The sequence below is a fragment of the Flavobacterium sp. genome, from assembly GCF_036741995.1.
Lineage (GTDB): Bacteria > Bacteroidota > Bacteroidia > Flavobacteriales > Flavobacteriaceae > Flavobacterium.
Window position 1 is genome coordinate 60047 of record NZ_DAINRG010000003.1, and the last position, 12837, is coordinate 72883.

Here is a 12837-nt window from a genome sequence, read left to right on the forward strand (position 1 = left end):
TACTGCTTAAAATTGAGTATTAGAAGTGAATTTTTTCGGTAGGTTTGGTAAAGGACTTGGCTAAATTAGAATTCTTTACCGAATTATAATCGATGAAATAACGAATACTAATGGAGAAAACATGACTTAGATTTTGGTTGTCGATAGCATCCTTAAAATTGCGTTCAAACTGATGGTTTAAATTCTGACTGAACAAGGAAGAATTGTTTCGGTATAAAACAGACATTTGACTACCCGGCGCAAACCACCAAGAGTAAGACAAGTCTAAATTCCACAGGTTTAAATTGTAGTTTTTGTTTTCGTTGAAAGTAGTGTTGGTCACTAAACTGCCGTCATTTTGCAGCGTCAGGAAATCGTGATTGGTTACATAAGACCAATAATGACGCACGTTGAGGTTAAAATTCATCTTGTTGTTGATGGAGTATTTTCCCTGCAAGGTGTTGGTATAAGTAATGCGGTCTCTTCGAGCAAAGATGGTATTGTCGTTTTCATCAAAGGCCACCCATCCGGTGTTCTTGTTTTGACGGTATAAATTAAAATTATAACTCAACGAAAAGTGGTCGCTAAAGCGATACCTCGGGGCAATGACAAACCCATAACTGACTCTTCCTTTTTCATTAAAGAAATTAACGGACGGATTAAAATCCAGGGCAAATCTCTTGTTGTAATTAGAAGAATAATAGAACCACATGTTTAAGCTTTCGGGCAAAGTGACATAGTTGGTTTGAAACTCCGATCTTGGTTCGTAAAAATCATAGAGTTTCAACGGTCTTATATTAAATCCGCCACCATAATAATCGTTTTTAGTATCGTAAGAATTGATGTTGAGATTAATCTGCCCAGCCTGAATTCTTCCGGTTTTATTATCATATTCCGAATAAAGATTCAAATTCGTTTGAAAGGTATTAAAGGTCTTGGTAGGTTTTAAAATTCGGTAACTCATATTGCCATAAAGCGAATGGTAATGCGTTTGAAAATTGATGCCCAAATCGTTAATATCGTATTCTTTCGAATAGTATTCGCTACCCAAACCATACCGGTATTTGCCGCTGGTTTTGGCCACGTAAAGTTCGGAAGTGAATCCTTTTCTGTCTTCAAGATTCGGCGCTTCGTTGATATAACTGTATTTAATGCCGCCATTAACATTGTAGGTGTTTTTACGGGTATTCAAATCAAAAACCATAGCCGAAACATTGGCATCCCGGAAGTCGCCATTACGGGTCACATTGGTATTGACTAAAGAGACCGAGGAATTTTTATTGAAGCGTTGGTCTAAAACCAACACATTGTAGTTGGTCAGCGGCGAAATGGTTTCCAATCGTGTCACGCCAGTATCCGTGTTTTTGATGCTGACACTTGTTTTCTCCGAAACGGCATTCAACACGCCAATTCCCAAACCACCTTTGGTTCTGCCGGAAATTTTTAAAGCATTAATCAGTTTTATGGAACTCGGTCTGTCAACCACTTCTTCATTGCCAGCCGTGGCTATAGACTGTGTTTCGCCAATTCTTCGGGTGTAGAGTAAGCCTCCTTTATTGAACAAATCGGTTCCCTCGGTAAAGAAAGGGCGGTTTTCGCTAAACTGTTGCTCAAAGGCGCTTAGGTTTAATTCCACATTGTCAAATTTGGTTTGCCCAAAATCGGGAATCAAAATAGCATCCAAGGTAAAAGCATCGTTGATGCCATATTTTATGTCCAAACCACCTTTGAATTCACCATACGTTTTATGCGCTTTACTGGCATAAATATATTGGGAGGCATAAGGAATCAGAAACAAACGTGTTGGTGTTTTTACGTTTGCAATGCCTTGTAAAATACCAGCCTGGGTACTTTCGTTGGCAATTTTGTTATCCAAAAAATTCCAGGAATATTGTTGACGATCGCGGCGGATTTCTCTGTAAAAATTCAAGCCCCAGGTTTGTGTTTTTTCCGAAGAGAAGCGCAAAGCAGCGTAAGGGATTTTCATTTCAACGGTCCAGCCAAAATCAGTTATCACGACTTTACTGTCCCAAATAGCATCCCAGGAGAAATCTTCGCCTTTCGATTCGGTATAAATTCCGTCTTGTTGAACACCGGCGGCACTCACAAAAAAGCGAAACTCCTGTTGCCCGTCATTGTATCCATTAAAGAAAACACCAAAATGATCGGCTGTAGCAAATTCATCTCTTGGGGCTAGTTCTTTTAAAATTTTGTTGGGTTCATTGTCATAAAGCGTAGCGGCCACATAAATCGCCTCATTGTCGTACACGATTTTAACTTCGCTTCTTTTTTCCGGGGCGATGGGTTTCCCGTTGTCCGGATTGATCATCATGAAATCGGTAGCGATGGCGGCTGTTTTCCAGCAATTTTCATTCAATTTCCCGTCAATGGTTACTTTTTCAGTAGTGGCTTGCGTCTGCAATGTTTTTTTTTGACAAAAAACGAGGCTTGTGGAAAGCAAAAAAAAGTAGGTTAAAAAGTAGGAATACTTGGGCATTGACATTGTTGTTTGACGAACAAAAATAACTATTTAATTGATATTTACAACGCTACGTAAAAATAAAATGTCTCGTTTTTCGCCACTTTGAAAAATTAAAATTTCCTTAATAAACCCAAAAATATTTTGTTTGTATGAAATAAAATTTACATTTGCCTAACCCAAGTCTAATATTAAACCTATTGTATTCAATGAATTATAAGATTTTCCCCCTATTCTTTTTTGTGTTGCTGATGTCTTTCAATAGTGTTCCTAAGAAAGCAACTTCTGCAGTTAAGAAACTTAAAATTGAAGCTGAATCAGTTTCAAAAAATGTGTCTATATACAATCAATTAGATCCGAATTCTTTCGAAATGCCAAGCTTTGAAAGCTTCAATATGGCGTTGGATGGGTTTTATTATCTTAAAAGTAAAGGAGTTATTCAAAAAGACATCTTGACATTGGTTGATTTCAGTTTGTCCTCTAACACTAAAAGAATGTGGGTAATCGATTTAGATAAAAACATTGTTTTGTTTCAAACTTTAGTGGCGCACGGAAGAAACACAGGTGAAGAATATGCCCAAGAATTTTCTAATGATGCCGAGTCTTTCAAAAGCAGCATTGGTTTTTATGCTACGGGTGAAATTTACAATGGTAAACACGGCTTGTCCTTAAAATTAGACGGGTTAGAAAAAGGATTAAATGATAAAGCCAGAGAAAGAGCTGTGGTTATTCACGGTGCTGATTATGTATCGGAATCGTTTATCAAACAAAACAAAAGATTAGGAAGAAGTCAGGGTTGTCCGGCTATTCCGGTTGAGATGAATCAAAAAATCATTAATGTAATTAAAGATAAATCGTGTTTGTTTATCTATCATCCGGCCAAAGTTCAGGAAATAACGGCAAAACTATCGGCTTAATACCTTGAACATTACAAAGTGTACTCCAACACCTTTTATTTCAAAAGCATTCCCGATTATTTCATATCCCATTTTTTTATAAAAGCGCACGGCATTTTCCCGGGCATTGAACCAAATTAAATCAGTGGTTTGTTGTTGCAGAAACTGTTCAACGTATCTTACCAAGTCGCTTCCATAGCCATTTCCCTGATGGTTTTCTAAAACGGCCATGCCTCTTATTTGTGCTTGATTCGTGCTATCAAACAACAAATTGGCCATTTCAAAAACAGAAATTACCCCAATAAGCGCGTTCTTTTCGAATAAACCAAAATGATGCGTAGTGGCTAAATCATCGCCGTCAAAGCGGCAGCTTTCTATCGGAAGCCCTTTTCTAAGCACCGGATGCCGAACCGAAAAAGTTTGCTGGGCTGTAATTTTTTTGATATCAGGCATAATCAATGGGCATAACTAAATGGTTTTCTATAGGTTATAAAACGGTAAATTTTCTTCAACATTTTTTTTGAAAAAAATTTGCATCAAAGGAAACTTATTCTATATATTTGCACTCGCAATGCGGAAGTAGCTCAGTTGGTAGAGCTCCAGCCTTCCAAGCTGGTTGTCGCGAGTTCGAGCCTCGTCTTCCGCTCTAAAGTCTCAAACGAAAGTTTGGGACTTTTTTTATTTCCCTAAAAAGGCCAAATCTATTTCAGGCTCTACTTCTTCCGGACTTTGATTTTGCCTGAACAAACGAGCGGTTAAAGTTCCTTTCAAAATTATTTTTTCACCGCTTACTTCCAGCCAACTTCCTTCGCGCAATCCTAAAACAGGAAGGGTGTTAAAGGCATGGAATTCTTTAATTCGGGTTTCGCGTGTTTCTCCCATGTGTTTGCTTTGCAAATCAGCATCTAAATAGTGCGGATTCAAATTAAACGGAATCAATCCCAGGGTTTTGAAACTCGGCGGATATATAATTGGCATGTCATTGGTCGTTTGCATGGTTAAACCGGTTATGTTACTGCCGGCACTTGAACCAAGATACGGTGTGCCATTTTCTACCGTTTTGGCTAACACTTCCATCACTTTGTTTTCATATAATTGGGTCACCAAAAGAAACGTATTGCCACCACCGGTAAAAATACCTTCCGCTCGTTGGATTGCATCAATAGGATTTTCAAATTCATGCAATCCTTTAACGGTCTTATTTATTTTGGCGAAAGCCGCACGAACCGTTGCCGTATACTCGTCATGTGAAATTCCCCCCGGACGCGCATAAGGAACAAATAGGATTTCACGACAATCTTTGAAGTGAATCTCCAACGTTGGCAGTAAGTATTCTAAATAGTTGCCACCGTGAATGGTGGAAGTACTGGCTATGATTAGTTTTTTCATCTTTTAGTTAATTCTCCTCCAAAAATACGGCTTTTACCGATTTTATTTAACAAAAAATTACCAAGGCATTGGCATTTATTTAGGATGGTGCTATGATAATTTTACCAAATACTTGACTGCCAATGAAACACCTTTTTCAAATAGTGCTGCTGCTACTCGCCACAAACTTACTTTCTGCACAAAACAACCTTGGTAAAGACATAAGAGGGAAAGTTGTTTCGGAAGCTCCCGAACTGGAAAATATTTATATAATCAATTTAAAAACCGAAGCCACCACAGCCACCACTCAAGGCGGTTATTTTGAGATCGCTGCCGCAGTGGGTGATACGTTAATGTTTTCGGCCATTCAAATCAAAGGCAGAAAAATGGTGGTTACCGATAAGGATTTTGCAAAAGACTTGGTTTTTGTGAAACTTGAGCCGGTTATCAATCATTTGGCTGAAGTAGTGGTAAGGCAATATCCCAATATCAATGCGGTTTCCTTGGGAATTATTCCCGCCAGCACTAAACATTATACTCCAGCCGAACGAAAACTAAAAACGGCTTCTAATGCTGATTTAAAAGGAAATACAGATGGCACTATGGGTGCTTCGGCCAGTTTAGATCCACTATTCAATTGGATGTCGGGACGAACGGCTATGTTGGAAAAAGAAGTAGAAGTAGAGAAAAAAGAAACCTTACTGCAACGAATAGAAAACCAATTTGGCTTCGATTATTTCATTGACCGATTGAAAATTCCAAAAGAATATGTCAAAGGATTTTGGTATTATGTGGTAGAAGAAAAGCGGTTTGTCAGTGCTTTGAATGCCAAAAATAAAACGATGGAGACCTTTGTGTTAGCGGAGTTGGCTAGCAATTATCTGCAAATGCTAAAGACGGAAACTAAATAGTTTTAGTACTTTTGAAATCAAACGGAGCCCACTATGTTTTCAGCCAAGCTTAAAATTCTTTTCTTTTTTTTCTTTCTTCAAAGTATTGGATTTGCACAATCGAATGAGTTGTTTTTTCTGAAAGGGAAAATTGTTTGCTCCGTAAAGGAATTGAGTCAGGTCAATGTTTTTAATCTTCGTTCTGAATCCTCCACAGCTACTGATGAAAATGGGGATTACAGTCTTTTTGTTAAAGTGGGTGACACGCTGAAGTTTGCCAGTTTGCAGGTGGAAACCAAAAAAATAGTCATACTGGAAACCGATTTGAAGAAGCCACTTTTCGTAACCGCACTAACGCCCAATACGATTGCTTTGGAAGAAGTTCAAATAAAAGACTATAAAAACATTAATGCGGTATCACTCGGTATTTTGGAGAAACCGGCCAAACATTATTCACCGGCTGAACGTAGGTTGAGAGCTGCAGAAGAGCTCCATTGGTACAGCCCGTTATTGATTCCTGTAGGAGGGATGAGTGTTGACGGTTTGCTAAATTCCATCAGCGGAAGGACAGCCATGTTGAAAAAAGAAGTAGTGATTGAGAAAAAAGAAAAGCTGTTACTGAAGATAGAAAACCAATTTGGCGCCGATTATTTCACGCAAAAACTGAAAATTCCACCGCAAAACGTTAGGGGATTTTGGTATTATGCTGTTGATGATGAGAGGCTCGAAAATGCTTTAAATACTAAAAATAAAACCAAAGCCTCCTTTATTTTGGCCGAATTGGCGATAAATTATTTGGCATTGCAAAAACAATAGCGAAATAGAAATTTGATTAGGAGAACTTTGTAACTTTGCGACTTTAATTTAGCACTACATAAATATGTTTGGAATAGGCGGCGGCGAAATCATATTCATCATTTTCATAGCTTTAATGCTTTTTGGTTCTGAAAAAGTGCCTGATATTGCCAGGACTTTAGGCAAAATAATGGCGCAATTAAAAAATGCCACTAACGAAATTAAAAGCGAAATCCAAAAAGGAGCTGAAGCTAACGGTTTGGATACCTCTATCAAAGAACTGACTTCTACCTTCACTTCGGAAGTAGATAAAGTCAAAGAAGGATTAGATACCAATTTGACCAATCCGGTGCAGAAAGCTACGCAGGATATCGAAGATATTACCGGCCCAATAAAAAGACAACTGTAGATGTTCGAAAAAATCATTCACCTCGATAAACAACTTTTCGTTTACCTCAATGGATTAGGTTCGGAATCGTTCGACGGATTGTGGTTAATGATTACCAAGCAAGCTTACTGGTCACCACTTTTTGTAGTTATTTTTTATCTGTTGTATAAAAAAATCGGCTGGAAAAACTTCCTTTTATACATCGTTTTTACGGCAGTTTTGATTTTGGTTTGCGATCAAACTGCGAATCTTTTCAAAGACCATTTCCAGCGTTTACGCCCTTGTAATGACGAAGAAATAAAGAACATCATCCGTATCGTGAAATCGAGTGATACCTTTAGTTTTTTCTCTGGTCATGCCGCCAACTCCATGGCAACAACGGTTTTTGCGTTTATGATTTTGAAAAGATATTACCAACACGCCTATTGGCTGTTTTTGTTTCCATTGGTATTTGCTTACAGTCGTATTTACCTGGGATTGCATTTCCCTACCGACATCCTAACAGGCTATATCATTGGTGGTGCTTTTGGATTTATTTTTTATAAACTGTATCAAAAGTACATCCTTAAAGTCGCTTAGCGGTTCAATTCATAAGGCTTGTCAAGTAATGTCATTATAATAAAAAACACAAACAAAATCAGTGTCAGCGTAATGAATACTTTCTTGGCTTTTAATTCTCTTTTTAAAATATTTTTGTAAATACTTTTAAGTATAAGAGTCCATGTTCCGCATAGTAGCACGGCTGCCACGGCGTAAAATACAACAAACCCGAAGGATAAGTTTTCGAAGTGAAATGTCATATTGTAAATTAAATAATCCTTGAAACTGTCAGTCCATCACGGATAGGAAGTAATACAGTTTCCACTCTCGCATCTTCCTTTAGTAATTGGTTGTATTCTAAAAGTATTTTGGTGGCCAAATCACCGGCTTTGAGTTCTTCCACCACTTTGCCACTCCACAATACATTGTCTGAAAGTATGATGCCGCCTTTGTTCATCATCGGAACAATCAAATGAAAATAGTTGATGTAGTTTTCTTTATCGGCATCAATAAAAACCAAGTCGTATTTCTTATTCAGCGTCGGAATAATTTCCAAAGCATCGCCAAGATGTTGGTTGATTTGATTGCCCCACGGACTCCTGTCAAAATACTTTCGTTGAAAATCGACTAGTTCTTCCTCAATGTCTAAGGTGTCAATCGTTCCATTTTGCGCCAAGCCTTCTGCTAAACAAAGCGTGGCATAACCGGTATAAGTTCCGATTTCCAAAATGCTTGTCGGATGAATGATTTTAGAAAGCATGCTCAGTACTCTGCCTTGAAAATGACCGCTCAACATGCGTGGCTGCAGGATTTTCTGGTGAGTTTCTTTGTTCAGTTCTGCCAATAATTCAGGTTCGTTTTCTGAATGTTCGGTAACATAAGTGTCTAATTTTTCGGAAAGGAAATGCATGGTTTTATTTTTTACAAAAATACAAATTACCAACTAACCAAAATACCCTAAATTTGCGCCATGGAAATCGAGAAAAAAGACATCCGAAGTTTAACCAAAGCTCAGCTGCGCGATTTTTTTGTGGCCAATGGCGATAAAGCTTTTCGTGGCAATCAAGTCTATGAATGGTTGTGGAGCAAAGCGTCGCATAGTTTTGAAGACATGACCAACGTGTCTAAAGAAACCCGCGCCATGCTCGAAAACAACTTTGTGATTAACCATATCAAAGTTGATACCATGCAACGCAGCGAAGACGGAACCGTGAAAAACGCCGTTCGTTTGCACGATGGGTTGATAGTGGAAAGTGTTTTGATTCCAACCGAAACCAGGACCACCGCTTGTGTTTCGAGCCAAGTGGGTTGTAGTTTGGATTGTAATTTCTGCGCCACAGCGCGTTTAAAAAGAATGCGAAATTTGGAACCGGGAGAAATCTATGACCAAGTGGTAGCCATTGACCGAGAAAGCCGTTTGTATTATAATCGCCCACTTTCCAATATTGTTTTTATGGGTATGGGAGAGCCGTTGATGAATTACAACAATGTGATGAAAGCCATTGACATGATTACCTCGGAAGAAGGATTAGGCATGTCGCCAAAGCGCATCACGGTTTCTACTTCCGGAGTTTCCAAAATGATTAAAAAGATGGCAGATGATGAGGTGAAATTCAAACTGGCAGTTTCGTTGCATTCCGCGGTGGAAGAAACCAGAAATCGCATTATGCCCTTTACCAAAAACTTCCAATTGCCCGAATTGAAAGAGGCTTTACAGTATTGGTATCAAAAAACAAAAAGTAAAGTAACATATGAATATGTGGTTTGGAAAGGCATCAACGATGATAAAGCTTCCATAGATGCTTTGGTAAAATTCTGCAAATACGTACCATGCAAAGTCAATTTAATCGAATACAATCCAATTGATGATGGCGAATTCCAACAAGCTTCTGACGAAGCGATCGACAATTACATCAAGGCTTTAGAACGCAATGATATCGTAGCCAAAGTACGCCGAAGCAGAGGCAAAGACATAGATGCTGCCTGCGGGCAACTAGCTAATAAATCATAAAAAAAAGTCCCGACACTAACACAGTATCGGGACTTTCTCCTTTTATAATCAGCAATTTTTAATTTCCAAAAGTGAAGGCTACCGGTGCTCCGCCATCAATAGCGATGGTGGCATTGTTGTCACAAGTTCCGGAACCGTAATCTAAAACGGCGGTATGATTTGGTCTGGTGATGGTAAGCGTACCGGAAACAATTCGGTATTGGCAATTCATTTCAATTCTCAACGGACTTGCATCAGTAACCGTATTGGTATGCACCACGCCGTTTGATTTTGTTGTGGTAACACTTCCGGTAATTAAATAGACATTATCATGCCAGTTCAACGGAGAGGTAAATCCATCAATGCATTCTCTTTTTCGGGTTCCTACTCTGGTATAAACATCACCATTCGGGAAAGTAGCCGTCATGTTAATATCCATTACATGAATTGGGTGGTTGGTGGCCAGAAGCGTGCTGCTGGTGAAAGTGCGGGTAACCGTTCTGTTGCCTTCAATTAAGATATTGTTGTGGTGGAAGTTTACAAATTGGTAATTAATCACATAAGATGGCGTATCAAAATTCAAGCTACCGCTAACGATAATGGTTCCTTCCAATACGTTTCCGTTAGGCATAGTACAACCGCCAGTGGCAAAAACAATAGTTCTGGTCCATGTAGTAGCAGTTACAACCGTTGTTACAGTAGCACAAGAAGGCAATATGGATGCAGGAGCGACACTAGTTTTACCGGCAGCGGAAGGATTTTGTTGTAAATATTGATCTTCCACAATTTCGGAAACATCATTTGATGCCTGATCCATTTTGTTACTTGCCTTTACATCATCAGAGGTAAGTGTTGAATCGCTGGTGCTACTGTCTTTAGAGCAACCGGTTAATGAAAAAACAGCTACTAACGCTATTAATCCAAGTAAATTCTTTGTTTTCATATTTGTAGTTTTTTTTTAGTTTTAGTTAAGACCTTGTTAAATAGAAATGGTTTAATCCAAAGTAAAAATTTTTTTCAAACGATGGCTTTGTTGTATATTTGAAAGCGATGAATATCACCTCACAAATAAAACAACCCATCCAGCAGGAAATGGAACTTTTCGAGAAAAAGTTCTATGAATCGATGACTTCGAAGGTGGCGTTACTCAATCGCATTACCTATTATATAGTCAACCGAAAGGGAAAACAAATGCGACCGATGTTTGTTTTTCTTACGGCTAAAATGCTTTCGGATGGCAATGTCAACGAGCGAACTTATCGTGGGGCGAGTGTAATCGAATTGATTCACACGGCAACCTTAGTGCATGATGATGTGGTAGATGACAGTAACCGCCGCCGCGGATTTTTTTCGATTAATGCGTTGTGGAAAAACAAAATAGCGGTTTTGGTCGGTGATTATTTATTATCAAAAGGCTTATTGCTTTCTATAGACAATGGTGATTTTGATTTGCTCCGAATCATATCAGTGGCCGTGCGCGAAATGAGTGAAGGTGAATTATTGCAGATAGAAAAAGCCCGAAGATTAGACATAGTGGAAGCTGTTTACTATGAAATCATCCGAAAAAAGACAGCGACTCTAATTGCTTCCTGTTGTGCGCTTGGCGCCAAGTCCGTTTCGGAAGATGAGGTTAAGGTGGAAGCGATGCGTAAGTTTGGCGAACTCATCGGGATGGCCTTTCAAATCAAAGACGATTTATTCGATTATACGGATGATGCCATTGGCAAACCTACCGGCATTGACATCAAAGAGCAAAAAATGACATTGCCTTTAATTTATGCTTTGAACAATTGCAGTTCCAAAGAAAAGAGCTGGTGCATCAATTCGATTAAAAATCACAACAAAGACAAAAAGCGCGTCAAGGAAGTGATTCAGTTTGTAAAAGACAAAAACGGTTTGCATTATGCCGAACAAAAAATGGTGCAATTCCAGCAGGAAGCCCTTCAAATCTTGGAAAATTTCCCCCAATCGGAATATAGAGATGCTCTTTCACTCATGGTGAATTACGTAATCGAAAGAAAAAAATAAATTTTTTTACTTTTTTTTTTTGCTTTGCTAAGGCTTGATTTTATTGGGTTTTATCATTTTTAAATCTTCAAATCGAAAATTTTTCAAACCACCATGCAACCATTTTCCAACGACACTCGTCTATGCTAATAGAACACTCTAACAATAGGTTTTGAAAGTAATCAACTTACATAAAGATGAAAAAGAATTAATCGAACTGGCTGTCGACAACAATCGTCACGCACAGCATCAGATTTATTCCAAATTCGCTCCCAAAATGTTGAGTGTTTGCCGTCAGTATATCAAAGATGTGCACCAAGCGGAAGACATTATGATTACGGCTTTCATGAAAGTGTTTACCAATTTGAAAAACTTTGAACACAAAGGAAGCTTTGAAGGTTGGATTCGCCGAATCATGATTAACGAATGCATTTCGTTTATCAGAGTGGATAAAAAAGTGAAGTTTATCGAAGACGAAAACTTCTTCGAAGAAAGACACAACAATATAGAAAGCCAGTTTTCGGTAGAAGACATTCAGTTTTTGATTGACAGTTTGCCGGAAGGTTACAAAATGATTTTTAATTTATACGCCATAGAAGGATTCAAACACCAGGAAATTGCGACGATGCTGGGCATCAGCGAAGGCACTTCGAAATCGCAATTATCACACGCCCGAAAAATGCTGCAGGAGAATATTACCAAATTAAAAAACTACGACAATGGAACCGAATAAAATAGAAAAACAATTCAGAGACCAATTGAATGCCAGAGAAATTCAACCCTCAGCGCAAGCTTGGGACCGATTGGATGCGATGCTTTCGGTGGCCGAAGAAAAAAAAACAAAACGACCTTTTGGCTTTTTGTTTATTGCTGCCAGCATTTTGGTTTTAGTCACGCTTGGTATCTTTTTCTTCACCCAAAACGGTACAGAAATTAAACCGGTAAATGGTGTTGTCGGAACAGAAACTAAAAAAGACACCGTTCAAAATCCGACCACTAAAATTCAAAGTCCAGTTCCGCCGGAAGCCTTAGAAAAACAAGTTGTGGTTTCTGAAAAACCTATAGAAAGTAAGGAACAACCGATCATTAATCATCAATCATCAAGTCATAATCAAGGAGTTGCAATCATCAATCAAAAAACAACAGTAAATCAAAAAAACAATGCCAATCAAAATCAAATCATTAAAGACAAAGCCATTCAATTCCAAAACTCGTCTGATGTAGCACTAAAAGACCTGCCCGTTATCGAAACCAGAAAAGAAATTGTAGTGGAGAATAAAAAAGAAATCAAATCAGATGATGCTTTATTGGCCGATTTAGACAAAACGGCGAAACAATACACGAGTAAAAAATCAACTTTGAAAGTAGATGCCAAAAGCCTGCTTTCGCAAGTGGATGGGGAATTAGATTTGACTTTCAGAGAAAAAGTAATCAATAAAGTCAACAAAAATTACCAGGAAGTAAAAGTGGCTTTGGCCAACCGAAACAAAGAATAATCATTAATC

14 protein-coding genes and 1 tRNA gene are annotated in these 12837 nt (G+C 38.4%); 10 read left to right on the forward strand and 5 right to left on the reverse strand.

The features are described 5' to 3' along the window. Positions 1-19: 19 nt before the first annotated feature. A complete protein-coding gene (locus V7D82_RS02520; protein ID WP_333599400.1) occupies positions 20-2401 on the reverse strand; it encodes a DUF5916 domain-containing protein in 2382 nt (793 codons plus the stop codon). A gap of 266 nt (positions 2402-2667) precedes the next feature. Between V7D82_RS02520 and V7D82_RS02525 the strand changes: the two genes are divergently transcribed. Continuing rightward, positions 2668-3375 carry a murein L,D-transpeptidase catalytic domain family protein gene (locus V7D82_RS02525; protein ID WP_333599401.1) on the forward strand — a complete coding sequence of 236 codons (708 nt, stop codon included), beginning with the start codon at positions 2668-2670 and terminating at the stop codon, positions 3373-3375. Here the strand turns inward: V7D82_RS02525 and V7D82_RS02530 are convergent. Then, a complete protein-coding gene (locus tag V7D82_RS02530; protein ID WP_333599402.1) occupies positions 3364-3807 on the reverse strand; it encodes a GNAT family N-acetyltransferase in 444 nt (147 codons plus the stop codon). The genes V7D82_RS02525 and V7D82_RS02530 overlap by 12 nt on opposite strands. 120 nt (positions 3808-3927) lie before the next feature. Between V7D82_RS02530 and V7D82_RS02535 the strand changes: the two genes are divergently transcribed. Further along, positions 3928-4000: transfer RNA gene (locus V7D82_RS02535), tRNA-Gly, on the forward strand. A 32-nt stretch (positions 4001-4032) separates the two neighbouring features. On the opposite strand, the gene pepE is transcribed toward V7D82_RS02535, so the two are convergent. Then, positions 4033-4743: a dipeptidase PepE gene (gene pepE / locus V7D82_RS02540; RefSeq protein WP_333599403.1), complete on the reverse strand. Its 711-nt coding sequence runs from the start codon at positions 4741-4743 to the stop codon at positions 4033-4035. 122 nt (positions 4744-4865) lie between these two features. Between pepE and V7D82_RS02545 the strand changes: the two genes are divergently transcribed. The 4 genes from V7D82_RS02545 (at position 4866) to V7D82_RS02560 (ending at position 7374) form a co-directional block, all read left to right on the forward strand. After that, positions 4866-5633: a hypothetical protein gene (locus tag V7D82_RS02545; RefSeq protein ID WP_333599404.1), complete on the forward strand. Its 768-nt coding sequence runs from the start codon at positions 4866-4868 to the stop codon at positions 5631-5633. Positions 5634-5666: 33 nt separating this feature from the next. After that, positions 5667-6428, forward strand: a complete 762-nt coding sequence (locus V7D82_RS02550) for a hypothetical protein (RefSeq protein WP_333599405.1) — start codon at positions 5667-5669, stop codon at positions 6426-6428. Positions 6429-6492: 64 nt separating this feature from the next. Then, complete coding sequence (locus V7D82_RS02555; RefSeq protein WP_333599406.1) at positions 6493-6816, forward strand: twin-arginine translocase TatA/TatE family subunit; 324 nt, start codon at positions 6493-6495, stop codon at positions 6814-6816. Next, on the forward strand, positions 6817-7374 hold the full coding sequence (locus V7D82_RS02560; protein WP_333599407.1) for a phosphatase PAP2 family protein: 558 nt from the start codon (positions 6817-6819) through the stop codon (positions 7372-7374). Between the two features lie 229 nt (positions 7375-7603). Here the strand turns inward: V7D82_RS02560 and V7D82_RS02565 are convergent, their stop codons facing one another. Next, positions 7604-8245, reverse strand: coding sequence for an O-methyltransferase (locus V7D82_RS02565; RefSeq protein WP_333599408.1), 642 nt, complete (start codon positions 8243-8245; stop codon positions 7604-7606). Positions 8246-8305: 60 nt separating this feature from the next. On the opposite strand from V7D82_RS02565, the gene rlmN reads away from it, so the two are divergent. Further along, the gene (gene rlmN / locus V7D82_RS02570; protein ID WP_333599409.1) at positions 8306-9346 is read left to right on the forward strand and encodes a 23S rRNA (adenine(2503)-C(2))-methyltransferase RlmN; all 1041 of its coding nucleotides are present in this window, start codon (positions 8306-8308) and stop codon (positions 9344-9346) included. 58 nt (positions 9347-9404) lie between these two features. On the opposite strand, the gene V7D82_RS02575 is transcribed toward rlmN, so the two are convergent. Further along, positions 9405-10268, reverse strand: coding sequence for a hypothetical protein (locus V7D82_RS02575; protein WP_333599410.1), 864 nt, complete (start codon positions 10266-10268; stop codon positions 9405-9407). A gap of 107 nt (positions 10269-10375) precedes the next feature. Between V7D82_RS02575 and V7D82_RS02580 the strand changes: the two genes are divergently transcribed. From V7D82_RS02580 to V7D82_RS02590, 3 genes are all read left to right on the forward strand, one after another. Then, on the forward strand, positions 10376-11353 hold the full coding sequence (locus tag V7D82_RS02580) for a polyprenyl synthetase family protein (RefSeq protein WP_333599411.1): 978 nt from the start codon (positions 10376-10378) through the stop codon (positions 11351-11353). A 151-nt stretch (positions 11354-11504) separates the two neighbouring features. Next, the gene (locus V7D82_RS02585) at positions 11505-12065 is read left to right on the forward strand and encodes an RNA polymerase sigma factor (protein WP_333599412.1); all 561 of its coding nucleotides are present in this window, start codon (positions 11505-11507) and stop codon (positions 12063-12065) included. After that, positions 12052-12828, forward strand: coding sequence for a hypothetical protein (locus V7D82_RS02590; RefSeq protein ID WP_333599413.1), 777 nt, complete (start codon positions 12052-12054; stop codon positions 12826-12828). Before V7D82_RS02585 ends, V7D82_RS02590 begins: the two co-directional genes overlap by 14 nt. The last annotated feature ends 9 nt before the right edge of the window (positions 12829-12837 follow it).